This is a genomic window from Nitratireductor sp. J20-h4 (assembly GCF_056780505.1).
Map to the genome: position 1 here is coordinate 2454726 of NZ_CM165557.1, position 21094 is coordinate 2475819.

Genomic DNA, 21094 nt, shown 5'->3' on the forward strand with positions numbered 1-21094 from the left:
CTTCCCATATCCGGCAGCCCGGTTTCAAGTCGCATCGTCGCGCGGACGGCTCAGCAGCTTCAGCACCGCCTCGCCCCCGGAGGCGGAAAATCCGTTGCCGTCGGCCGGCGCGACGTACCGGACGACACGCAGCCGCGATCCGGGGATCGTCGCGGCGCGCACGATATCGTCGGGAACGATGGCAAAACGGCCCTGGGTGTAACGCACCGGCAGCTCGAATTCGGGAAAGACGCCGGCCACGAGTTCGGCGCAGGTCAGCCGGGCCTTGTCCGTCCAGTCGAAATTATAGTCGAACGGCCGCCCGATCGCCGCGAACAGGCCGGCATATTTTGCGCGCGCCCAGTCCCGTCCGCCCGGACGCGGGCGCAAAATGACGATTTCGTCGACATCGGTGATCTCGCGCATCGGCGACAGTTGCACGGCGTCGCGCGCGGCTTCGATCACCGGCCGCCCCGCGCGCAGCCGCTCGCGGTGAGGCCTGACCGCGCTCAGCGACCACACGCCGAGCCCCTTCATCTCGGCCGGCGTCCCCAGCCACACCGTGGCGTGGGTGAAATGGCCGGGAATGAGAAGACGGGTCGCGGCCGGGCGCGAGCGGATGACGACGATGTCGAGCGGCCGCAACGCGTCGCGAAGGAACCGCTCCAGCCCCGCGCGCCCGTGCAGCCGGCCGTGCGGCGCCCTGAGATTGCGCACGATCGGCGCCAGCGGCGCGCCGATTATTCGGGTGAGCGCCAGCCGCGCGTCGAGGTGGCCGGCCCGGGCATAAGGCGGCGCATCGTCGGCCGCGACATAGGTCTTGCCGGCCGCGCATGCCGCCAGCAGCACGGTCAGCATCAGCGCGGCCAGCCGCGCCGGCGTCGAGCGCCCCGAACCCATGCCGAAAACCTAGCATGAAACCGCGCCGGCGCCACGTCGACGCCGCACGCGCGCTTTCCGATTGCCCGCGCGGCGATATCGCGCCACTCTTGGCCACCAAAACGGGAGCCGTCATGCCCTTCGATCAGGAACTGGACCTCGACACGCCGACCGGCGCGCGGCTGAAGCTCTACACGCGCCGGCCGCCCGAGGCGCCGCGCGCCGTCGTGCAGATCAATCACGGCCTGGCCGAGCATGCCGCGCGCTATGCCCGCTTCGCCGATTTTCTCGCCGGGCACGGCATCGCCACGGTTGCGCATGACCATCGCGGCCACGGCCACACGCGCGCCCCCGATGCGCCGCCGCGCGTCTTTTCCACCGACGGCGACGGCGGCGCCAAGGTGATTTCCGACGTCGCCGCCGTCCACGACCATGTCGCCGCGACCCATCCCGGCGTACCGGTGATCGTCTTCGGCCATTCGATGGGCGGGCTGATCGCGCTGAATTTTGTCCTGCGGAACTCCGGGCGTGTCGCGGCGGCCGCGATCTGGAACGCCAATTTCTCCGCCGGGCTCACCGGCCGCGCGGCACAGGCGCTGCTTGCCTGGGAGCGGTTGCGGCTCGGTTCCGACGTGCCCTCGCGCCTCTTGCCGAAACTCACCTTCCAGGCCTGGGCCAAACAGGTGCCCGGCCATCGCACCGCGTTCGACTGGCTGTCGCGCGACCCCGACGAGGTCGACGCCTATATCGCCGACCCGCTGTGCGGCTGGGACGCGTCGGTGTCGATGTGGCGCGACCTGTTTTCCTGGGTGTTCGCCGGCGCCGACGACGGCAATTTCGCCGATCTACGCCGCGACCTTCCACTACTCGTCGTCGGCGGCGAACACGACCCTGCCACCGATGGCGGCAAGGCGGTCCACGCGCTTGCGGCGCGCATGCGGGCAATGGGCTTTTCGAATCTGGTTTCAACGGTTTACGCCGAAACCCGCCACGAAAGCCTGAACGAGGTGAATCGCGACGCGATCATGGCCGATTTCGCCGCCTGGGTGGACCCGGTTCTGGCGGCCGGTTGATGCGTCAAGCGCATAAGGCGATGCGGCGAATCCGGGCTGACGCTGGGGCGCCTATTTGGTATTCCGGGGCATCCGAAACAACTGGCGCATAATCCCCATGGCAAACCCTCCCCTCGCCGGCATCCGCGTCATCGAGCTTGCCCGCATCCTCGCCGGCCCCTGGGCGGGGCAGTTGCTCGCCGATCTCGGCGCCGACGTCATCAAGGTGGAAAATCCGAACGGCGGCGACGACACCCGTCGCTGGGGGCCGCCCTTCGTGAAAAGCCATGATGGCGAAAATCTCTCGGCCGCCTACTACCACTCGACCAATCGCGGCAAGCGCTCGGTGGCGATCGACTTTTCCACGCCCGAGGGCGCGGCCATTCTCAAGCGGCTGATCGCCACAGCCGATGTGGTGATCGAGAACTTCAAGGTCGGCGGGCTGAAGAAATACGGCCTCGACTATGAAAGCCTGCGGGCGGACAACCCGCGCCTGGTCTATTGCTCGATCACCGGTTTCGGCCAGACCGGGCCCTATGCCCGCCGCCCGGGTTACGATTTCATCATCCAGGGCATGGCCGGCATGATGTCGATCACCGGCGAACCCGGCCGCGAGCCGCAAAAGGCCGGCGTCGCGATTTCCGACGTCTTCACCGGGCTTTATTCCGTCATCGCCATCCAGGCGGCGCTGCGCCACGCCGAACGCACCGGCGAAGGCCAATATGTCGACATGGCGCTGTTCGACACCCAGATTTCGGTGCTCGGCAACCAGAACCTCAATTATCTGGTCTCCGGCACGCCGCCGGTGCAGATGGGCAATGCCCATATGAACATCGCCCCCTACGAGGTCTTGCCGGTCGCCGACGGGCACATCATCCTGGCGGTCGGCAATGACGGCCAGTTCCGCCATTTGTGCCAGGTGCTGGGGCTGGAAGCCCTTGCCGACGATCCCGACTTCGCCACCAATCCGGCGCGGGTCGAACATCGCAAGCGCCTGCGCGAAAAGTTGGTCGCCACGCTTGCAGGCTGGCAAAAACAACCCTTGCTCGACAGGCTGGAAGCCGCCAACGTGCCCGCGAGCCCGATCAACGATATCGGCGAGGCGTTCGCCGATCCGCAGGCGATCGCGCGCGGCATGCGCATGGATCTCGACGACGGCCAGGGCAATGCGCTGCCGTCGGTGCGCGCGCCGATGCTGATGTCGAAGACCCCGCCGGTCTATGCCCGGCCCTCGCCGCGGCTCGGCGAGCATACCGGGGAAGTATTAGCCGAACTGGAGGCGAAAGACGCATGAGGACAGGCGGCCAGCTGATCGTCGACGCGCTCGAGGCCAACGGCGTCGAGCGGGTCTACTCCGTCCCCGGCGAGAGCTATCTGGCCGTCCTCGACGCGCTGCACGATTCCAGGATCGAAAACGTCGTCTGCCGCCAGGAAGGCGGCGCGGCGATGATGGCCGACTGCGAGGGAAGGCTGACGGGAAAACCCGGCATCTGCTTTGTGACGCGCGGCCCGGGCGCGACCAACGCGTCCGCCGGCATCCACATCGCCCGGCAGGATTCGAACCCCGTGATCCTGTTCGTCGGCCAGGTGGCGCGCGGCAATCTGGAGCGGGAGGCGTTCCAGGAGGTCGATTACAGGGCCTTTTTCGGCACGATGGCGAAATGGGTGGTGCAGATCGACGATGCCGCGCGCGTTCCCGAACTCGTCACCCGCGCCTTCGCCGTCGCCACCTCCGGGCGCCCCGGCCCGGTCGTGGTCGTCCTGCCCGAGGATATGCTTACCGACGCGGTCGAGGCGCCGACGCCCCTGCCCTTCGTTGCCGTCGAGACAAGGCCCGGCCGCCCGGAGATGGACCGGCTGGTCGAACTGCTCGAGGCGGCCGAGCAGCCGTTCCTGGTGCTCGGCGGCACGCGCTGGACCGAGGAGGCCGTGAGCCAGGTCTGCGCCGGCATCAGCCGCTGGCGACTGCCGGTAGGCTGCTCCTTCCGCCGGCAGACGCTGTGCGACCAGCTGCACGACTGTTATGCCGGCGACATCGGCATCGGCGCAAACCCGAAGCTTGCGGCCTACATCAAGCAGAGCGACCTGGTCATCCTCGTCGGCTGCCGCTTCGGCGAGATGCCGTCGGCCGACTACACGCTCGTAAAAAGCCCCTACCCCGACCAGAAACTAGTCCACATTTTCCCCGACCCGGAAGAGCTGGGCCGCGTCTACCGGCCCACTTTGGCGATCAACGCTTCCAACGCGGCTTTCGCCGCGGCGTTTGCCGAGACGACGCCGGACGCGCCCCCGCGCTGGGCGAACTTCACCGAGGAATTGCACCAGTCCTATCTGGAGTGGTCGACGCCGCCGATGGACGGGCCGGGCGCGGTCAAGATCGGCCCGGTGATGGCATGGCTGGAGGAAAACCTGCCCGAGGACGTCATCATCGCCAACGGCGCCGGCAATTTCGCCACCTGGATGCATCGGTTCCACCGCTACCGCCGCTTCAACGGGCAGGCGGCCCCGACCTCGGGATCGATGGGCTATGGCGTGCCGGCCGGCGTGGCGGCAAAGGGCATCTTTCCCGACCGTGAGGTCGTGGTCTGGGCCGGCGACGGCGATTTCTTGATGAACGGGCAGGAATTCGCGACGGCCATGCACTATGGCCGGCCGATCATCGTCGTGATCCTCAACAACGGCATTTACGGCACGATCCGCATGCACCAGGAGCGCGACTACCCAGGCCGCGTATCGGGAACGACGCTGACCAACCCCGATTTCGCCGCGCTGGCCCGCGCCTATGGCGGTCATGGCGAGACGGTGCGCGCAACCGCCGAGTTCGCGCCGGCCTTCGAACGCGCGCGCGCCAGCGGCAAGCCGGCGATCCTCGACGTGCTCGTCGACGCCGAGGCGATCACGCCAACCAGGACGCTGACCGAGATCCGCGAAAAGCGATAGGCTGATCACAAGCCACATTCCGATTCCCGGCACCGCGTGTTAGTAGCCCGCGTCATCTGGGGCGTGTGAACTGGAAAGAGGCCCATGCACGAGGGAACCGGACCCGCGATTTCGATCGTCATTCCCTGCAAGAACGAATCCGCCAACCTGGCCGTGCTGCTCGACGAGATCGATGCCGCGCTCGCCGACCGCGACCATGAAGTGCTGGTGGTCGACGACGGCTCGAGCGACGACACCCCGGCCATGCTGGCAGGCCGCATCGACGCCGGCGCGCGCCATCTGCGCCATATCCGCCACGACCGCTCGGCCGGCCAGAGCGCGGCGGTGCGCTCGGGCGTGTTTGCCGCGCGCGGCGCGGTGGTGGTGACGATCGACGGCGACGGCCAGAACGACCCGCGCTATCTGCCCGTGCTCGCCGACCGGCTTTTGTCGGCCGACGCCACGGTCGGCATCGTCGCCGGCCAGCGGCTGAAGCGCACCGACACGCTGATCAAGCGCTGGTCGTCGCGTTTCGCCAATGCCCTGCGCGAGGCGATCCTGCGCGACGGCACACGCGATTCCGGCTGCGGGCTGAAGGCGCTGCGCACCGAGCTGTTCCGTCAGCTGCCCTATTTCGACGGCTGGCACCGCTATTTGCCGGCGCTGGTGCTGCGCGAGGGATTCGGCGTGCTGCATGTCGACGTCGTCGACCGCGAACGCCGGCACGGCACCTCCAATTACGGCATTCTCGACCGCGGCCTGCGCGGCATTCTCGACCTGTTCGGCGTGTGGTGGCTGCGCCGACGACGCAAGATCGTCCCCCGCATCACGGAGCCGTCCCGATGACCGACACTTTCCAGTCGCTCTACAACTGGGCCTACCAGGTCTTCGTCGACCAGTTCAGCGCCTGGATCCTGCTGGGCTTCGTCGCACAGGCGATGTTCACCATGCGCTTTTTGGTGCAGTGGATCGCCTCGGAACGCGCCAAGCGCTCGGTGGTGCCGGTCGCGTTCTGGTTTTTTTCGCTCGGCGGCGGCACGCTGCTTCTGCTTTACGCCATTCACCGCAAGGATCCCGTCTTCATCGCCGGCCAGGCGCTCGGGCTGGTCATCTATATCCGCAATCTGTGGCTGATCGCCAACGAGCATCGCGGCGCGATGTCAGGCACCGACTGACCGGCCGCCATGAGCGCCGCCCGCGAACACCCGCCCGTGGCCGTCAGGCCCGTCGCCGGCGCGCTCGGCCCGGCGCATTATCTCGGGCTGGCGCTGTTGTGCCTCTTGCTGTTCGTGCCCGGCATCACCACCCTGCCGCCGACCGACCGCGACGAGGCGCGCTTCGTCCAGGCGACCAAGCAGATGGTCGAGAGCGGCGACTATGTCGACATCCGCTTCCAGGACGAGCCGCGCTACAAGAAGCCGGCCGGCATCTATTGGCTGCAAGCCGCGGCGGTCGCCATCAGCGGCCAGGGCGCCGGCGCGCCGGTCGCCGTCTACCGCACCGTCTCGATCCTCGGCGCGACGCTCGCCGTTCTGGCCACCGCCTGGCTGGGCGCGTGGATGTTCGGCACGACCGCCGGGCTGATCGCGGCCGTTTCGCTCGCCGGCCTGCTGATGCTCGGCTTCGAGGCCCGCATCGCCAAGACCGACGCGACGCTGCTGGCGACCGGCCTCGTGGCGCAGGCCATGCTGGCGCGGATCTATCTCGGCCACCGCGCCGGCACGCCGGTTCCAGGCTGGGCGCCGTGGCTGTTCTGGGCCGCGCAGGGCGCCGCGATCCTGATCAAGGGACCGGTTATTCCCTTCCTCAGCCTGCTGACCGGCGGCTTCCTGGTGGTCTTCGACCGCGACCGGGCCTGGCTGACAAAAATGCGCGCGCTGCCCGGCGCCGCCTTGATGCTGCTGGTCGCGGCGCCCTGGCTTGCCCTGATCACCTATAAGAGCGGAGCGGCGTTCTGGCAGGAGGCGGTCGGCCGCGACCTGCTCGGCAAGATCGGGTCTGGCCAGGAATCGCACGGTTTTCCGCCCGGTTATTACGTGCTGGTCTATTCGCTCACCATGTGGCCGTTCGGCCTCGCCGCGATCGACGCCGGCCTGCGCGTGCTCAACGGCATGCGCGCCGATCCACGGCTGCTGTTTCTGGCGGCGTGGTACCTGCCCTACTGGCTGATCATCGAACTGGTGCCGACCAAGCTGCCGCATTACATGCTGCCGGCCTTTCCGGCCCTGGTGCTGGCGCTCGGCTGGGCGCTGAGCGACCCGACCGCGCGCGACGCGCCGCTGCGGCGCTGGCAGACCTGGCTACGCTGGGCGACCGCGTTCGGCCTCGTCGTCGTCACCGTGGCGCTGGCGGCCATTGCGATCGGCGTCACCCCTTACGTGCTGGGCGGTTTTTCCTGGTGGGGCGCGCTCGCGGCGATCGTCGTCGTCGTCACCGGCTGGCTCGGCAGCGGCATCCGACCGCCGCTCGCCGCCCTGCCGCGCACGCTCGCCGCCGCGCTCGGCGCCGGCGCCACGCTGGCGCTCGCCGCGATCTTCGTGCTGCCACCGCTGAAGCCGATCTGGCTCAGCCCGGAAATCGCGCGCCTATTTGCCGAGCACAGGCCCTGCCCGCAGGGCCGGCTGGTGTCGACGGGCTATTACGAGCCGAGCCTGATCTTTCTCGTCGGCACGAACACGCTGCTGACCGACCCCACAACCGCCGCCGAGACCCTGGCCGAAAATCCCGCCTGCACGATGGCGCTGGTGCGCGACGACCTCACGCAAGCGTTTTTCGCCGCCCTGCCCGCGGGACAGGCCAGCGTGGCGGCGCGCGGCGCGGTCAGCGGCATCAACTATTCCAAGGGCACGCCGCTGGTGCTGACGCTTTACGGCATGGCCGAGTGAGGCGCGCGCGGCGCGGAATTCTCAGGCGGCGTCGAAATCGAGCACCAGCCTGTTCGACAGCGGCCTCGTCTGGCAGGCGAGCGTGAAACCGGCCTCGATCTCCCACGGCTCGAGCGAGAAATTGACCGCCATTTCGGTCTCGCCCTCGACCACCCGGCAGCGGCAGGTGCAGCACATGCCGCCCGCGCAGGAATAGGGCAGCTCGATGCCGGCCTTGTGCGCGGCGTCGAGCACCGTTCCCGCCGTCTCGTCCATGGCGAATTCGCGCCGCGAACCGTCGAGCACCACTTCGACCGCGACACCGTCGGTCACGGCCTTCCTGGCCTGCGCGGAAGGCGCACGCGGCCGCGGCGCCTCGCCCGTCGGCGTGAAACGCTCGAAACGGATGCGGTCCTCGTCGACGCCATAGGCCGTGAGCATGGCCGCGACGTCGTCGATCATCTCGCCCGGACCGCACAGAAACACGCCGTCCGAACCGCGCGGGTCGATCAACCCGCGTTCGGCGAGTTCCTTCACCCGTTCGCCGTCGATGCGGCCGTTCAACAGGTCGACATCCTGCTTTTCGCGCGACAGCAGATGCACCAGCGAAAAGCGACGCAGATGCCGGTCCTTCAGATCCTCCAGCTCCTCGCGAAACATGATCGTCTCGGTCGAGCGGTTGCCGTAGAGCAGGCACACCGTGGAGTCCGGCTCGTGCTCCAGCACCGTCTTGGCGATCGACAGCATCGGCGTGATGCCCGAACCGGACGCGATCAGCAGATAGTCGTGGCGCGGCCCGGCCAGCGAGGTGAACCGGCCCTCCGGCGGCATGACGCGGATCGTGTCGCCGACCGACAGCGTCTCGTTGACGAAACGCGAGAACCGTCCGTCGGCGACCTTCTTGACCCCCACCTTGAGCCGCGCCTCGCCCGGCGCGGAGCAGATCGAATAGGAGCGCCGCACATCCTCGCCGTCCAGGCTGGTGGCCAGGGTGAGATATTGGCCCGGCTTGAACAAAAACGCATCGCGCAGCGCCTCGGGCACGTCGAAGGCGATCGCGACGGCATCGGGTGTCTGGCGCTCGATGGCCGACACGGTGAGATCGTGAAAACGGGATGCCATGGTCAAACCTCAAGCCTCGGGAGACGGCGCGCCCTGGTCAGTGTCAGGGAAACGGCCGCTCAGATGCATTTGAAATAGTCGAACGGCTCCCGGCACGCCGCGCAGCGATAATGCGCCTTGCACGGCGTGGAGCCGAATTCCGAAACCCGTTCGGTTTCCCGCGAACCGCATTTCGGGCAGGCGACGACGGTTTCGCCGAACAGCGCCCGGATCGAGTTGGAGCCCTCGACCGGCGGCGCGATGCCGTAGGCCCTGAGCTTTTCCCGCCCCGCCTCGGTGATCCAGTCGGTCGTCCAGGCCGGGGCAACGACACGCTCCACGCGGGCCTCGAAACCGGCCTCGCGCAAGGCGGTCTCGACCGACAGCTCGATGGCGAGCGTGGCCGGGCAGCCGGAATAGGTCGGCGTCACCCGGGCAACCGCGACCCCGCCCTCGATGTCCACCGAGCGCAGGATGCCCAAATCGGCGACCGTCACGCACGGCACTTCCGGATCGGGGACGGAGGCGGCCGCCGCCCAGGCGCGCGCCGCCGCCTTGGCCTGCCCGCCAGAAGGCGGATAAGGCGCCATCCCGCTCACCAGGTCGCCCCCGGATAGCTGCGCTGCATGTGCTGCAGATCGGCCAGGATGAAGCCCATCGCCTCGCCGTGGCGGCCCTGGCGGCCGCCGGTCTGGGCATAGGCGGCCGGGGCGAAGGTCAGCCCCGCTTCGGCGAAGATCGCGCCGACGGTGCGGTCGAACGCGTCGCGCAGCGAGGCCGGCTCGGGCGCGATGCCGGCCTGCGCCATCGCCGCGCTGACGGCATCGCCTTCGAACAGCTCGTCGACATAGGGCGCCAGCGCGTCGATTGCCGCCTCCATGCGCTGCCGGCTTTCCTCGGTGCCGTCGCCGAGCCGCACCACCCACTCGCCGGCATGGCGGATATGGTAGGCGGTCTCCTTGACGGCTTTGGCCGCGATACCGGCCAGGGTTTCGTCGCTCGACGCCGCCGCCGCCGTCCAGAACGGTTCCATGAAGGCGGCGAAATAGAGCTGGCGCAGCATGGTATGGCCGAAATCGCCGTTCGGGCGTTCGACCATCAGGCAGTTCACGTAGTCGCGCTCGCGGCGCAGATAGGCGAGGTCGTCCTCGCTGCGCCCCTTGCCCTCGATTTCGGCCGCGTACTGGTAGAGCGCGCGCGCCTGGCCGATCAGGTCGAGCGCCATATTCGGCATGGCCAGATCTTCCTCCAGCATCGGCGCGTGGCCGCACCATTCCGACAGCCGGTGGCCGAGGATCAGGTGATCGTCGGCGAGGCGCAGGAGAAATGTCAGCAATGCATCAGACACGGGCGAACGCCTTTCTCAAAAATAGTGCCAGGGCGGCAAGCGACACGACGACCAGAATGGGTGCGATGACCAGCAGGTCGACCCGGATATTGGCCTCGGGCGTCATGATCTGCACGGCGGTCTCCCACAGCGCGTAAGCCAGCCACAACGCCGCCGCGACCTTGACCATCGTCCCTCCCCACGGCGTTGCCCAGCCCATCAGGCCCAGCACCACCACCGGCACGTAGACCGCCCAGGGATGCGCGGTCATCACCACAAACGGACTGAACAGGATTTCGAGCGGACCCATCGGTGTCCTCCGTCGATCGGCGGCCGGCCTACATGTGGCCGACGTCCTCGGGGATGTCGTAAAAGGTCGGGTGGCGGTAGATCTTGGTCAGCGCCGGCTCGAAATTCTCGTCCTTGTGTTCGGGGTCCGAGGCGACGATCGCCGCCGACGGCACCACCCAGATCGACACGCCCTCGCCGCGCCGCGTATAGACGTCGCGCGCGGCCTGGATCGCCATCACCTCGTCGGCGGCGTGCACGGAGCCGCAATGCTTGTGCGCGAGCCCGTTGCGGGGCCGGATAAAAACTTCCCAAAGCGGGATTTCGGTCTTTGCCATCCTGGTTACTCCGCTGCCGGCAGTTGCAGAAGTTGCTCGATGCGTCCGCTCGTGGGCGACGGCAGCGGCTCGCCCCGGCTGTTGAAATGCGCGATCCATTCTTCGACGATCTGGACCAGTTCGGCGAATACCGCCTGCTGGTCGTCGCCATGGCAACCGCCTGAAAACAGGCCCGGAGCCATGCCCACGTAGCACCCGTCCTCTTCCGACCAGCTCACCACCTTCACGTAGCGATCGCTTTCCCTCATTTGGACCTATCCTTGAGAGCCTGTTTTACCAGCTTTTCCTGATATGGCAGGGCATCGTCCGCCGCATTTCCGGACAGCGTGAGCCTCAAACCCTTCTCCTGCAGCACATAGTTTCGGTGACTGCCCTTGCCGCCGATATTGTGAAACCCGGCGCGTTCGAGGTCGCGCATCAAGTCGCGTATCTTGCGCGGCATCCTACTCCGCCGCCAGCTTCGTCGCTTCGCGCCTGGCCCGGCGTTTTTCGGCATGGGCAAGGGCTGCCTCGCGCACCCATTTGCCGTCGTCCCAGGCCTTGCGGCGCGCGGCGATGCGCTCGCGGTTCATGATCCCACCGCCCTTGACCACGCGCCAGAACTCGTCCCAGTCGATGGGACCGAAATCGTAATGGCCGCGCTCCTCGTTCCATTTCAGGTCGGGATCGGGAAAGGTCAGACCCAGAAATTCGCCCTGCGGCACGGTGGCGTCGACGAATTTCTGCCTGAGCTCGTCATTGGTGAAGCGCTTGATCTTCCATTTCATCGACTGGTCGCCGTGCTGGCTGTCGGAATCGTGCGGACCGAACATCATCAGCGACGGCCACCACCAGCGGTCGAGCGCGTCCTGCGCCATGTCCTTCTGCTCGGCGGTGCCGTTGGCCAGCGTCATCATGATCTCGTAACCCTGGCGCTGGTGGAAGCTTTCCTCCTTGCAGACCCGGATCATGGCGCGCGCATAGGGCCCGTAGGAGCAGCGGCAGAGCGGAATCTGGTTCATGATCGCCGCGCCGTCGACCAGCCAGCCGATCGCCCCGATATCGGCCCAGGTCAAAGTCGGATAGTTGAAGATCGAGGAATATTTCGCCTTGCCCGACAAGAGCTCCTCGGTCATCTGCTCGCGGCTGACGCCGAGCGTCTCGGCGGCCGAATACAGATAAAGCCCGTGGCCGCCCTCGTCCTGCACCTTGGCCAGCAGCGCCGCCTTGCGCCTGAGCGAGGGCGCGCGCGTGATCCAATTGCCCTCCGGCAGCATGCCGACGATCTCGGAATGCGCATGCTGGCCGATCTGGCGCACCAGCGTCTTGCGATAGCCTTCCGGCATCGGATCGTTGGGCTCGATCTTTTCCTCCGCGTCGATACGCGCCTGGAACGCGGCGAGAAAGGCCTCGTCCTCGTCGGTATCGGTCTTCGCCCCGATCAGGCCCTGGCTGTACATGGCATCTCCTCCGTGGTCGGATGGCGGCCAATCCGTCCAGCGTGACATGTAACAAAAAATCTACCATTCCGCAATATTTCGTAACATAAAAAGCGAGGATCGATGACAGAATTCGGGCTGAAGCAGGCGGAGGAGACGATCGCGCGGGTCTTCGCGCCCTGGATCGTCGAAATGGGGCTGAAACCGGTCGGTTTCGACGCCGGCGGCGGCGATTTCCTGCTGCCGGAGAACCGGGCGCTGGTGCATGTCGGCGGCGTGATCTGCGGCCAGGCGACGGCCGCGGCGGCCGACACCTGCTCGGTGGTGGCGCTGGCCGCGCTCAACGGACGGTTCCGCGTCTGCACGACGGTCGACCTGACGACGCATTTTCTGCGGCCGCTGAAGCCCGGCGACGTCGACATCCGCGTCGAGGTGCTCTCCAACGGCAAGCGCATGGCCTATACACGCGTCGAGATGAGGGCCAGGGGCGCGGAAAAGGTCGCCGCCACCGCGACCAGCGCGTTCGCCTATCTGGAGGAGTGAGCCGCAATCTTCGATTGCACGCAGAGCCCCGGTCGGCAATCCTTCCGGCTGGGGCTTACGCGCGCGATCGGAGCAGTCACCGACATGAACAAACAGAGGGAAGTGAGAAATAGGCCACATTGGATCGTTGAACATGCCGTTAAAGTTGCAATCGGGGCAATTGTTCTCGGAATGATTGGATGGGGAGTGGCAAACTATGAACAGTACCGTTGCGGCTTCTGGCATTGGTTTCAGCCTGAAAACACTCTTGCTCGCGGCTGCTAGCAGCCTCCTCGCCGGCCTGATTGCCAGCCAAGCGCGGGCGCAGGACTGCGACATTCGCAATCTCGAAGGAACGGGCAATTCCACCCAGGTCGCCCAGGCGAATTTTACCTGCATGACGGCACGGCTCACGGCAACGCTTGCAAGGATCGAAGCACTGGAATCCGAACTCGAGCCTTTCAGGCGGGCATCCGGCATTGTCGCCGCGTTCGACAGGTCGGAAGAAGATGCCTGTCCGCGCGGCTGGGAACGCTTTGCTCCGGCTGGTGGCCGCATGATCGTCGGCGCTGGCGTCAATACGAACGTCGACGAAAACGGCGAGAGCCTGACCCGCTACCCCGCGCTTCAAGACGACGCCGGTGGTGCGCAAGGCGGTGCAGAATGGCATGCGCTTGGCGAAGCCGAAATGCCCGCACACGCTCACACGCTAACCAACATGCGCCTTGCATATGAAGAAGCTGGCGAAGGTCTTGACGGCGTTACAGCAGGTCATTCCTACTCCGACGGCGGCGCTCCGGGAAGGCTATGGGTTGGCGGAGCGCCCATCAAGAGCACCCAGGGGACCGACACCAAAGGAGCCGGTAGCCCGCACAACAACATGCCGCCTTACGTTGCACTGTACTACTGCATTCGGCGATAGGTTTGGCTGTCCGGTTTCGTGAAGAAGCCGGACCATCCACATGAACTCGGGATCTTAGCCTCAAATCCCGCCGAACCGGGCCTTGAACCTCTTCGCGTCGACCTGTTCCGGCAGGCCGGATGCGTCGAGCCAGGCCTCGCTCGGGCCGGCAAGCGCGGCATAGACCGCCTTGACCCGCGCCCGCGCCGCCTCGCCCGGCCAGTCGGCCGGCAAAAGCGCGGCCGGCAGGCCGGGATCGCGCAAGACGATGCGCCGCCAGGAATGGTCGACGAGCACGCGCGCGGCCATGGCGTCGAGCGGCGCCAGTCCTGCACCGCGCGCCAGCGCAGCGGCGAGCGGCGCCAGGTTGTCGCCGAGCGCGCGATAGGCCGCGGCCAGTTCGTCGAGCTCCCAGAGCGCGGCAAGGTCCGGCGCCTCGCGCAGCGCGGCGCCGCGCACCACCAACAGCCCGGGCGGGATATCCTCGGTCAGTTCGGGAATCTCGGCGAAAGGCCGCACGAAGCTGCCTGCCCCGGCCTGTGCGAAACCGAGCTCGGCCATCGCCTGCTCGCGGCCGGCGCGCATGCCGTTGGCGGCCGCCGCGGGCGCCAGCGCCACCAGCCAGGTGCCGTCCCAGGCCGGCGGGCCGGCGGCGTAGATGCGCCGGGTGGCGAAGTCGAAGGCGTGGCGCCCGGCATCGGCCAGCCTGTAGTAGGAATTGCGCCCGTCGCGCTCGCGCTCGAGCCAGCAATCGGCGGCAAGCCGCGACATCGCCGTGCGCACGGCGCCGGTCTCGATCCTGAGCCGCGCCATCAATTCCTGCAGCACCGACAGCGCGACGCGCCCGCCGCGCGGCACGACGGCGTCGCCGAACACGGTCACGATCAGGGACCAGACCCTGAGCCGCCCCCGCGCATGCAGGGTGTCGATCATCCCCTCAAGCGCTTCGCCGGCGCAGATGTCGCTCGTATCCATGGCAGGCAGATGCCACGCCGGTCGCGGATTTGGCAAGCGACTTGGCCTCGCGCGCGTCGAGCCGGCCGTCACACCGGCCACCGCCCTTCGCGCCTGTCGGCCCGTGCCCCCTCATATCGCCTGTTGTAAAAGCGGCCGGCCGCTGCTATTTAAAGATATAACAGAAATGAATGTTTTTAGATTGCAGTCAGCCCTCGGCCACCCGGCCGGCTTTTGCGCCCGAACTCGCTCAACGAGGCAACGATGATGAGGTTTCTCAACGCGATCGCGCAGGTCATCCTGCTTCCCGGGACCCTGGTCCTGCGCTGGATCGGCATCAATATCGAGGAAGATGGCGGGATTTTGCGCTCCTTCGTCAATATGTGCTTCTGGACGGCGATCGGCATGTGGATCGCCATCAAATACGTCATCTGATCAAGGCCGAGGAGATCCGCATGAGCTGGCTGCCGTCGCTGAAAACCGCAACCCCCGAAGAAGGCTTCGATCTCGCGATCAAGCTCAGCCGCATGGCGGTGAAGAAGACCCAGCCCGACGACGAGGTGCGCGATCGCCTGCGGCCGGACTACGCCAACGACGCCGACAGCCTGACCATGGCCTCGCAGGTCGTGGCGACCAATTTCCAGACCGTCGCCCGCGCCAACAGGTACTGGACGGAGGACTGACCGGGTCGCGACGCCGCCGCCCGGCGCGCGTCAGGCTCTGCATCACAGGCCCTCGACGCCGCTCACCAGAAGCGCGGTTGCGAGTTTGGCATAGTCGCCGCGGCTGACCGGCCCGCCCTCGCGGTGCCACATATAAAACCAGTTGAGCATGCCGAACAGGCTCATCGTCACCGGCTTGAGCAGCGGTGCGCCGGCGAAGAGTTCCGGTCGCAGCGCCCCGATCGCTTCGGCGAAACGCTCGACGAGCTGGCGCTCGAGCGCCTTCAGCTGTCGCTGCTCGTCGTCCGGCAGGAGCTGCAGCGCCCCAAGCTGCACCTTGTGCTCGGCGTCGGCGTCGCGATAGGCCTCCAGCAGCGCGCCGACCAGCGCCTCGAGGCGCCGACGCGGTTCGGCCCGTGGCCGGTCGGCCGCCTCGACCGCGTCGACCAGCGCCTCCAGATGGGTGTTGATGATGTCGAACAGCAGCGCCTCCTTGGAGGCGTAGTAGTGATAAAGCAGCGCCTTCGACACGCCGCAATCGGCCGCCAGCGACGCCATCGAGGCGCGGTCGTAACCGTCGCGCGCAAAAGTCAGCGCCGCCTGGTGCAGCAGCGCCCGGCGCTTGTCGTCATAGTCCTTGGCGCGGGTGCGGGCCATTATGCCTTCGGCCGGTTGTCGACGATGCGCTGCGCCTTGCCCTGGCTGCGGGCGACGCCGCCGGGCTCGGACACGTTGATGCGAACCGTGATGCCGATCACCTGCTTGATGCGCCGGGCAAGCTCGGCGGCGGCCCCGGCGCGCTCGGCATTGTCGGCATGATCGGGCAGCGCCTCGACATTGACGGTCATTTCGTCCATGCGCCCGTGGCGCGACAGCTCGATCTGGAAATGCGGCGCCAGTTCGTCGACCTTGAGGATCAGTTCTTCGATCTGGGTGGGAAACACGTTCACGCCGCGCAGGATCATCATGTCGTCCGAGCGGCCGGTGATCTTTTCCATCCGTCGCATGGAGCGCGCCGTGCCGGCCAGGAGCCGGGTCAGGTCGCGCGTGCGATAGCGGATGATCGGGAACGCCTCCTTCGACAGCGAGGTGAAGACGAGTTCGCCCTTCTCGCCGTCGGCGACCGGCTCGCCCGTCGCCGGGTCGATGATCTCGGGATAAAAATGGTCCTCCCAGATATGCAGCCCGTCCTTGGTCTCCACGCATTCATTGGCGACACCCGGCCCCATCACCTCCGACAGGCCGTAAATGTCGACCGCATGCATGTCGAAGGCGTCCTCGATCTCCGCGCGCATCGCGTTGGTCCACGGCTCGGCGCCGAATATGCCGACCTGAAGCGGGCTTTGGCGCGGGTCGAGCCCCTGGGCGCGATATTCGTCGAGGATCGACAGCATGTAGGACGGCGTGACCATGATGGTCGAGGCGCGGAAATCCTCGATCAGCGTGACCTGCCTCGTGGTCATGCCGCCGGAGACCGGCACCACGGTGCAGCCGAGCTTTTCGGCGCCGTAATGCGCGCCGAGCCCGCCGGTGAACAGCCCGTAGCCATAGGCGATCTGCACGATATCGCCCGGCCGCGTGCCCGACGCGCGCATCGAGCGCGCCACGCAGGTCGCCCACACGTCGAGATCGTTGGCCGTGTAGCCCACCACCGTCGGCTTGCCGGTGGTGCCCGACGAGGCGTGAATGCGCGCCACCTTGTCGCGCGGCACGGCGAACAGGCCGAACGGATAATTGTCGCGCAGGTCGGTCTTCACCGTGAACGGGAATTTTGCCAGATCGGACAGGGTTTTCAGGTCGTCGGGATGCACGCCGGCGGCATCAAAGCTCTTCCGGTAGAAGGCGACGTTGTCGTAGGCATGTTTCAGCGACCATTTCAGCCGCTTAAGCTGCAATGCCGATATCTCGTCGCGCGAGGCGATCTCGATCGGGTCGAGATCGGCCTTGTTCGGGGTCAGGTCCTTCATGGTGCTCCTCCACGGCCGCCTGCAAGGCCGCAGCCTCAGGCGTTGTCCTCGTCGAAATGCCGGCCTTCGATGACGCGCGAATTGCCGCGAAACTCGGCGATTAGCGCGCCGGCCTGGTTGGTCACCCGCACGTCGTAAATGCCGGAGCGGCCGAACCGGGCGACCTCGCGCGCGTCCGCCACCAGCCGGTCGCCGAGCCGGCCGGGCGCGATGAAGGTGATCGCATTGTGCTGCGCGACCACGAGTGTGTTGTAGGAATTGCAGGCAAAGGCGAAGGCCGAATCCGCCAGGGTGAAGATGTAGCCGCCGTGGCAGATATCATGGCCGTTGGTGTGATGCTCTTCGACCGTCATCGACAGGCGCGCCGTTCCCGGTCCGACCGCGTCGAGGCTGGCGCCCAGCCATTTCGACGCATCGTCGCGCGCCCACATCGCAGCCGCCGACCTGCGCGCGATCTCTTCCGCCGACAACGCCATCCGCAACCCTCCCCGCGCGATCCCATCTCACGTCGGACGCAAGACTTGCATAAACCGGCCAGTCGGTCAATAATACTCGAGCGGCCCTCTGCGGGCCCGCCGCGGACGACGGGAGGACACGACGCGATGGAGCCGACACGCGCGCTCGCCGAGGCGTTCGACATCAACGCCCTGCCGCCGGGCTTTGCCGAAAACCCCTTCCCGGTCTACCACGCGCTGCTGGAGCACATACCGCTCAAGCACTTCCCCGACGGGTCGGTGATGCTGTCGCGCTACGCCGATCTCGACCGGGTCTATCGCGACACCAAAACCTTCTCCTCCGACAAGAAGGTCGAGTTCCTGCCGAAATTCGGCGACACGCCGCTTTACGAACATCACACCACCAGCCTGGTCTTCAACGACCCGCCGCTGCACACCCGCGTGCGCAAGATCATGGTCGGCGCGCTGACGCCCCGGGCGATCGCGGCGATGGAGCCCGGCCTGATCGCGCTGGTCGACGGGCTCATCGAGCGGATCGCCGACAAGGGCGAGACCGACCTGATCGAGGATTTCGCCGCCGCCATACCGATCGAGGTGATCGGCAATCTCTTCGTCATGCCGCATGACGAGCGCGGTCCGCTGCGCGACTGGTCGCTGGCGATCCTCGGCGCGCTGGAGCCGGTGTTGAGCGAGGCCGACAAGGCGCGCGGCAACCAGGCCGTCACCGCCTTCAAGACCTATCTGGCCGGGCTTGCCGCCGAGCGCAGGGCGAGCCCCGGCGATCCGGCGACCGACGTGCTGACCCGGCTGATCAACGGCAATGACGGCGAGTTGCTGTCCGACACCGAGCTGCTGCAAAACTGCATCTTCATCTTGAATGCCGGTCACGAGACCACGACCAACCTGATCGGCAACGCACTCCACGAACTCGCCCAATGGCCGGAAGAACGCCAAAGGCTGATCGACAATCCCGACCTGATCGACACCGCCGTCGACGAGTTCCTGCGCTTCCAGAGCCCGAACCAGCTCGGCAACCGCATGACGCTGGCCGAATGCGAATTCCATGGCGAGACGATCGCGCCCGGCACGCGCATCCACCTGGCGATCGGCGCGGCCAATCGCGACCCGCGCCAGTTCGAGGACCCCGACCGGCTCGACCTCGCCCGCAAGCCCAATCGCCATCTCGCCTTCGCGCAGGGACCGCATCTGTGCGCCGGGTTTTCGCTCGCCCGCATGGAAGGCCGCATCGCGGTCTCGCGGTTCTTGAAGCGTTTTCCGAATTACCGGCTTGCCGGCGAACCGAAACGCACCGGCCGCGTGCGCTTTCGCGGTTTTTCCGCCCTGCCGGCCAGCGTCGCCTAGCCGGGCGGCAAAGATCGTCCGCCACGCCGATCGAGCAACACCGTTCGCCCAGGAGTATCGTCCATGACCGTCCTTTCCCTGAACAGCTTCGCCGCCGGTAAATGGGTCGCCCCGTCCGGCAGTCTGACCAGCCTGAAAAGCGCGGTCGACGGCCGCGTGATCGCCGAACTCGGCGCCGAGCTCGATTTCGCCGCCATGATCGAGCACGCCCGCGCGGTCGGCGGCCCGGCCCTGCGCGCACTCACCTTCCACGAACGCGCGGCGAAACTGAAGGCGCTGGCGCAATATCTCAACGAGCGCCGCGACGCGCTCTACGAGCTGTCCTACGAGACCGGCGCCACCAAGCCCGATTCCATGATCGACATCGACGGCGGCATCGGCACGGTGTTCGTATTCGCCTCCAAGGGCCGGCGCGAACTGCCCGACGACGTGATCTATGTCGACGGCAATCTGGAACAGCTCGGCAAGACCGGCGCCTTTGTCGGCCAGCATGTCGCCACCTCGCTGCAGGGCGTGGCCGTGCACATCAACGCCTTCAACTTCCCGGTCTGGGGCATGCTGGAAAAGCTCGCCCCGACGCTGCTCGCCGGCGTACCGGCGATCGTCAAGCCGGCCTCGGCCACGGCCTGGCTCGCCGAGGCCGCCTTCCGGATGATCGTCGAATCCGGCCTCTTGCCCGACGGCGCGGTGCAGTTCGTCGCCGGCTCCACCGGCGACCTTCTCGACCGGCTCGGTTCGCAGGACGTGGTTTCCTTCACCGGTTCGGCCGCCACCGCCAACCTGCTGCGCAAGACACCCACGATCCTGGAAAACGCCACCCGCTTCATCGCCGAGCAGGATTCGCTCAACGCCACCATTCTGGGGCCCGACGCCGCGCCCGGCACGCCCGAATTCGACATTTTCGTCAAGGAGGTGCATCGCGAGATGACGGCCAAGGCCGGGCAGAAATGCACCGCCATCCGCCGCATCCTGGTGCCGACCGACCACCGCGAGGCGGTGATCGAGGCGATCTCGGCGCGGCTCGCCAAGACGGTGATCGGCGACCCCAGGGCCGAGGCGACGCGCATGGGCGCGCTCGCCAGCCTCGCACAGCGCCGCGACGTGCTGGACAAGGCGGCGCTGATCGGGTCCGAGGCGCGTCAGGTCTATGGGACGGAAAACGGCTTCGCCGACGGCGTGGACGCCGAAAACGGCGCCTTCGTGTCGCCGATGCTGTTTGCTTGCGACGATCCGGACGGCGCCGACAAGGTTCATTCGGTCGAAGCGTTCGGCCCGGTCTCGACCGTGATGGCCTACCGCGACCTCGATCACGCCACCGCGCTCGCCAATCGCGGCGCCGGCTCGCTGGTCGCCTCCGTGTTCACCCACGACCCCGCGGTGGCGCGCCGTGTGGTGCTCGCCTCGGGCGCCTTTCACGGCCGGCTTTATTTCGCCAATCGCGACACCGGCCGCGAGGCGACCGGGCACGGTTCGCCGCTGCCGCACCTCGTCCATGGCGGGCCCGGCCGGGCCGGCGGCGGCGAGGAGATGGGCGGCATTCGCGGCGTCATGCACTACATGCAGCGCACCGCCCTCCAGGCAAGCCCCGATCTGCTGACCGGCATCACCCGCACTCACGTGAAGGGCGCGAGCACGTTGGCCGGGCAAAAACACCCCTTCCGCCTGCGCTTTCCGGAACTGGAGATCGGCCACACGCTGGAGACCGCCGAACGCCAGGTGACGCTGGCCGATATCGAGCATTTCGCCGCGTTCACCGGCGACACTTTTTACGCCCACATGGACGAGGAGGCCGCGAAGGCCAATCCGTTCTTCCCGGGCCGGGTCGCTCACGGCTACCTGATCCTGTCGTTTGCCGCCGGCCTGTTCGTCGACCCCGCTCCCGGCCCGGTGCTCGCCAATTACGGGCTCGACACGCTGCGCTTCATGAAGCCGGTCTCGCCCGGCGACAGCCTGAAGGTGCGCCTGACCGCCAAGGCCAAGACCCGGCGCAACGCCGAGTATGGCGAGGTGCGCTGGGACGTCACGGTCGTCAACCAGGACGGTGAACAGGTCGCCGGCTACGAGCTGTTGACCATGAACCAGATGTAGGCGCCGGGGGCGTGGGAT

At 67.1% G+C, this 21094-nt stretch carries 25 protein-coding genes; 12 read left to right on the forward strand and 13 right to left on the reverse strand.

The features are described 5' to 3' along the window. Nucleotides 1-24: 24 nt before the first annotated feature. Entirely contained in the window at nucleotides 25-879 is an 855-nt protein-coding gene (locus ACT2B0_RS11960; protein WP_473465034.1) for a YiiX/YebB-like N1pC/P60 family cysteine hydrolase, read from the reverse strand. Nucleotides 880-992: 113 nt separating this feature from the next. Here ACT2B0_RS11960 and ACT2B0_RS11965 point away from each other — a divergent pair, with 113 nt between their 5' ends. From ACT2B0_RS11965 to ACT2B0_RS11990, 6 genes are all read left to right on the forward strand, one after another. Then, entirely contained in the window at nucleotides 993-1931 is a 939-nt protein-coding gene (locus ACT2B0_RS11965) for an alpha/beta fold hydrolase (RefSeq protein ID WP_473465958.1), read from the forward strand. 97 nt (nucleotides 1932-2028) lie between these two features. Then, on the forward strand, nucleotides 2029-3204 hold the full coding sequence (locus ACT2B0_RS11970; RefSeq protein WP_473465037.1) for a CaiB/BaiF CoA transferase family protein: 1176 nt from the start codon (nucleotides 2029-2031) through the stop codon (nucleotides 3202-3204). Further along, a complete protein-coding gene (locus tag ACT2B0_RS11975) occupies nucleotides 3201-4850 on the forward strand; it encodes a thiamine pyrophosphate-binding protein (protein WP_473465040.1) in 1650 nt (549 codons plus the stop codon). Before ACT2B0_RS11970 ends, ACT2B0_RS11975 begins: the two co-directional genes overlap by 4 nt. Before the next feature lie 84 nt (nucleotides 4851-4934). After that, nucleotides 4935-5675, forward strand: a complete 741-nt coding sequence (locus ACT2B0_RS11980; RefSeq protein WP_473465043.1) for a glycosyltransferase family 2 protein — start codon at nucleotides 4935-4937, stop codon at nucleotides 5673-5675. Continuing rightward, entirely contained in the window at nucleotides 5672-6004 is a 333-nt protein-coding gene (locus ACT2B0_RS11985; RefSeq protein WP_156712089.1) for a lipid-A-disaccharide synthase N-terminal domain-containing protein, read from the forward strand. The genes ACT2B0_RS11980 and ACT2B0_RS11985 overlap by 4 nt, the downstream gene beginning before the upstream one ends. A gap of 9 nt (nucleotides 6005-6013) precedes the next feature. After that, the gene (locus ACT2B0_RS11990; protein WP_473465047.1) at nucleotides 6014-7714 is read left to right on the forward strand and encodes an ArnT family glycosyltransferase; all 1701 of its coding nucleotides are present in this window, start codon (nucleotides 6014-6016) and stop codon (nucleotides 7712-7714) included. A 21-nt stretch (nucleotides 7715-7735) separates the two neighbouring features. Here the strand turns inward: ACT2B0_RS11990 and paaE are convergent, their stop codons facing one another. From paaE to paaA, 8 genes are read right to left on the reverse strand one after another with little or no spacing between them, the layout of a single operon-like run. Then, a complete protein-coding gene (gene paaE, locus ACT2B0_RS11995) occupies nucleotides 7736-8815 on the reverse strand; it encodes a 1,2-phenylacetyl-CoA epoxidase subunit PaaE (RefSeq protein ID WP_473465049.1) in 1080 nt (359 codons plus the stop codon). 59 nt (nucleotides 8816-8874) lie between these two features. Beyond that, nucleotides 8875-9384 (reverse strand): 1,2-phenylacetyl-CoA epoxidase subunit PaaD, encoded by a 510-nt coding sequence (paaD, locus tag ACT2B0_RS12000; protein WP_473465052.1) that lies wholly within the window; start codon nucleotides 9382-9384, stop codon nucleotides 8875-8877. Nucleotides 9385-9389: 5 nt separating this feature from the next. Then, complete coding sequence (gene paaC, locus ACT2B0_RS12005) at nucleotides 9390-10142, reverse strand: 1,2-phenylacetyl-CoA epoxidase subunit PaaC (protein ID WP_473465055.1); 753 nt, start codon at nucleotides 10140-10142, stop codon at nucleotides 9390-9392. Further along, nucleotides 10135-10431: a hypothetical protein gene (locus ACT2B0_RS12010; protein WP_473465058.1), complete on the reverse strand. Its 297-nt coding sequence runs from the start codon at nucleotides 10429-10431 to the stop codon at nucleotides 10135-10137. Before ACT2B0_RS12010 ends, paaC begins: the two co-directional genes overlap by 8 nt. Before the next feature lie 28 nt (nucleotides 10432-10459). Beyond that, a complete protein-coding gene (gene paaB, locus ACT2B0_RS12015) occupies nucleotides 10460-10747 on the reverse strand; it encodes a 1,2-phenylacetyl-CoA epoxidase subunit PaaB (RefSeq protein ID WP_106571509.1) in 288 nt (95 codons plus the stop codon). Between the two features lie 5 nt (nucleotides 10748-10752). After that, a complete protein-coding gene (locus ACT2B0_RS12020; RefSeq protein WP_473465061.1) occupies nucleotides 10753-10995 on the reverse strand; it encodes a hypothetical protein in 243 nt (80 codons plus the stop codon). Then, nucleotides 10992-11165: a type II toxin-antitoxin system HicA family toxin gene (locus ACT2B0_RS12025; RefSeq protein WP_473465064.1), complete on the reverse strand. Its 174-nt coding sequence runs from the start codon at nucleotides 11163-11165 to the stop codon at nucleotides 10992-10994. Before ACT2B0_RS12025 ends, ACT2B0_RS12020 begins: the two co-directional genes overlap by 4 nt. Before the next feature lie 25 nt (nucleotides 11166-11190). Continuing rightward, nucleotides 11191-12186, reverse strand: coding sequence for a 1,2-phenylacetyl-CoA epoxidase subunit PaaA (gene paaA, locus ACT2B0_RS12030; RefSeq protein WP_473465066.1), 996 nt, complete (start codon nucleotides 12184-12186; stop codon nucleotides 11191-11193). 102 nt (nucleotides 12187-12288) lie between these two features. Between paaA and ACT2B0_RS12035 the strand changes: the two genes are divergently transcribed. Both ACT2B0_RS12035 and ACT2B0_RS12040 read left to right on the forward strand, forming a co-directional pair. Then, nucleotides 12289-12708, forward strand: a complete 420-nt coding sequence (locus tag ACT2B0_RS12035; protein WP_473465068.1) for a PaaI family thioesterase — start codon at nucleotides 12289-12291, stop codon at nucleotides 12706-12708. Nucleotides 12709-12904: 196 nt separating this feature from the next. Continuing rightward, a complete protein-coding gene (locus tag ACT2B0_RS12040; protein ID WP_473465071.1) occupies nucleotides 12905-13609 on the forward strand; it encodes a hypothetical protein in 705 nt (234 codons plus the stop codon). Between the two features lie 60 nt (nucleotides 13610-13669). Here the strand turns inward: ACT2B0_RS12040 and ACT2B0_RS12045 are convergent, their stop codons facing one another. Beyond that, nucleotides 13670-14563 (reverse strand): PaaX family transcriptional regulator, encoded by an 894-nt coding sequence (locus tag ACT2B0_RS12045; RefSeq protein WP_473465074.1) that lies wholly within the window; start codon nucleotides 14561-14563, stop codon nucleotides 13670-13672. Between the two features lie 243 nt (nucleotides 14564-14806). Here ACT2B0_RS12045 and ACT2B0_RS12050 point away from each other — a divergent pair, with 243 nt between their 5' ends. Continuing rightward, a complete protein-coding gene (locus ACT2B0_RS12050; protein ID WP_473465077.1) occupies nucleotides 14807-14977 on the forward strand; it encodes a hypothetical protein in 171 nt (56 codons plus the stop codon). Nucleotides 14978-14997: 20 nt separating this feature from the next. Beyond that, nucleotides 14998-15225 (forward strand): hexameric tyrosine-coordinated heme protein, encoded by a 228-nt coding sequence (locus tag ACT2B0_RS12055; protein ID WP_473465080.1) that lies wholly within the window; start codon nucleotides 14998-15000, stop codon nucleotides 15223-15225. Nucleotides 15226-15267: 42 nt separating this feature from the next. Here the strand turns inward: ACT2B0_RS12055 and ACT2B0_RS12060 are convergent, their stop codons facing one another. The 3 genes from ACT2B0_RS12060 to paaI are packed head-to-tail and all read right to left on the reverse strand — an operon-like array spanning nucleotide 15268 to nucleotide 17647. Next, a complete protein-coding gene (locus ACT2B0_RS12060) occupies nucleotides 15268-15861 on the reverse strand; it encodes a TetR/AcrR family transcriptional regulator (protein WP_473465083.1) in 594 nt (197 codons plus the stop codon). After that, nucleotides 15861-17171, reverse strand: coding sequence for a phenylacetate--CoA ligase PaaK (paaK, locus tag ACT2B0_RS12065; protein WP_473465087.1), 1311 nt, complete (start codon nucleotides 17169-17171; stop codon nucleotides 15861-15863). The genes ACT2B0_RS12060 and paaK overlap by 1 nt, the downstream gene beginning before the upstream one ends. A 35-nt stretch (nucleotides 17172-17206) precedes the next feature. Further along, nucleotides 17207-17647, reverse strand: coding sequence for a hydroxyphenylacetyl-CoA thioesterase PaaI (paaI, locus tag ACT2B0_RS12070; RefSeq protein ID WP_473465089.1), 441 nt, complete (start codon nucleotides 17645-17647; stop codon nucleotides 17207-17209). Between the two features lie 126 nt (nucleotides 17648-17773). Here paaI and ACT2B0_RS12075 point away from each other — a divergent pair, with 126 nt between their 5' ends. Together ACT2B0_RS12075 and paaZ are read left to right on the forward strand one after the other, a co-directional pair. Continuing rightward, a complete protein-coding gene (locus tag ACT2B0_RS12075) occupies nucleotides 17774-18988 on the forward strand; it encodes a cytochrome P450 (protein WP_473465092.1) in 1215 nt (404 codons plus the stop codon). A gap of 63 nt (nucleotides 18989-19051) precedes the next feature. Continuing rightward, a complete protein-coding gene (paaZ, locus tag ACT2B0_RS12080; protein ID WP_473465095.1) occupies nucleotides 19052-21076 on the forward strand; it encodes a phenylacetic acid degradation bifunctional protein PaaZ in 2025 nt (674 codons plus the stop codon). Nucleotides 21077-21094: the final 18 nt, after the last annotated feature.

Excerpts from the sequence above, each read along its gene's own strand:
- ACT2B0_RS12045 (WP_473465074.1), bottom strand. The coding sequence starts at position 14,563 with ATGGATACGAGCGACATCTGCGCCGGCGAAGCGCTTGAGGGGATGATC.
- paaB (WP_106571509.1), bottom strand. The coding sequence starts at position 10,747 with ATGGCAAAGACCGAAATCCCGCTTTGGGAAGTTTTTATCCGGCCCCGC.
- ACT2B0_RS12055 (WP_473465080.1), top strand. The coding sequence starts at position 14,998 with ATGAGCTGGCTGCCGTCGCTGAAAACCGCAACCCCCGAAGAAGGCTTC.
- paaZ (WP_473465095.1), top strand. The coding sequence starts at position 19,052 with ATGACCGTCCTTTCCCTGAACAGCTTCGCCGCCGGTAAATGGGTCGCC.
- ACT2B0_RS12050 (WP_473465077.1), top strand. The coding sequence starts at position 14,807 with ATGATGAGGTTTCTCAACGCGATCGCGCAGGTCATCCTGCTTCCCGGG.
- ACT2B0_RS11965 (WP_473465958.1), top strand. The coding sequence starts at position 993 with ATGCCCTTCGATCAGGAACTGGACCTCGACACGCCGACCGGCGCGCGG.
- ACT2B0_RS11970 (WP_473465037.1), top strand. The coding sequence starts at position 2,029 with ATGGCAAACCCTCCCCTCGCCGGCATCCGCGTCATCGAGCTTGCCCGC.
- ACT2B0_RS12060 (WP_473465083.1), bottom strand. The coding sequence starts at position 15,861 with ATGGCCCGCACCCGCGCCAAGGACTATGACGACAAGCGCCGGGCGCTG.
- ACT2B0_RS11975 (WP_473465040.1), top strand. The coding sequence starts at position 3,201 with ATGAGGACAGGCGGCCAGCTGATCGTCGACGCGCTCGAGGCCAACGGC.
- ACT2B0_RS12020 (WP_473465061.1), bottom strand. The coding sequence starts at position 10,995 with ATGAGGGAAAGCGATCGCTACGTGAAGGTGGTGAGCTGGTCGGAAGAG.
- paaD (WP_473465052.1), bottom strand. The coding sequence starts at position 9,384 with ATGGCGCCTTATCCGCCTTCTGGCGGGCAGGCCAAGGCGGCGGCGCGC.
- ACT2B0_RS11985 (WP_156712089.1), top strand. The coding sequence starts at position 5,672 with ATGACCGACACTTTCCAGTCGCTCTACAACTGGGCCTACCAGGTCTTC.
- ACT2B0_RS12010 (WP_473465058.1), bottom strand. The coding sequence starts at position 10,431 with ATGGGTCCGCTCGAAATCCTGTTCAGTCCGTTTGTGGTGATGACCGCG.
- paaI (WP_473465089.1), bottom strand. The coding sequence starts at position 17,647 with ATGGCGTTGTCGGCGGAAGAGATCGCGCGCAGGTCGGCGGCTGCGATG.
- paaK (WP_473465087.1), bottom strand. The coding sequence starts at position 17,171 with ATGAAGGACCTGACCCCGAACAAGGCCGATCTCGACCCGATCGAGATC.
- paaE (WP_473465049.1), bottom strand. The coding sequence starts at position 8,815 with ATGGCATCCCGTTTTCACGATCTCACCGTGTCGGCCATCGAGCGCCAG.
- paaA (WP_473465066.1), bottom strand. The coding sequence starts at position 12,186 with ATGTACAGCCAGGGCCTGATCGGGGCGAAGACCGATACCGACGAGGAC.
- ACT2B0_RS12035 (WP_473465068.1), top strand. The coding sequence starts at position 12,289 with ATGACAGAATTCGGGCTGAAGCAGGCGGAGGAGACGATCGCGCGGGTC.
- ACT2B0_RS12040 (WP_473465071.1), top strand. The coding sequence starts at position 12,905 with ATGAACAGTACCGTTGCGGCTTCTGGCATTGGTTTCAGCCTGAAAACA.
- ACT2B0_RS11980 (WP_473465043.1), top strand. The coding sequence starts at position 4,935 with ATGCACGAGGGAACCGGACCCGCGATTTCGATCGTCATTCCCTGCAAG.
- ACT2B0_RS12025 (WP_473465064.1), bottom strand. The coding sequence starts at position 11,165 with ATGCGCGACCTCGAACGCGCCGGGTTTCACAATATCGGCGGCAAGGGC.
- ACT2B0_RS11990 (WP_473465047.1), top strand. The coding sequence starts at position 6,014 with ATGAGCGCCGCCCGCGAACACCCGCCCGTGGCCGTCAGGCCCGTCGCC.
- ACT2B0_RS11960 (WP_473465034.1), bottom strand. The coding sequence starts at position 879 with ATGGGTTCGGGGCGCTCGACGCCGGCGCGGCTGGCCGCGCTGATGCTG.
- ACT2B0_RS12075 (WP_473465092.1), top strand. The coding sequence starts at position 17,774 with ATGGAGCCGACACGCGCGCTCGCCGAGGCGTTCGACATCAACGCCCTG.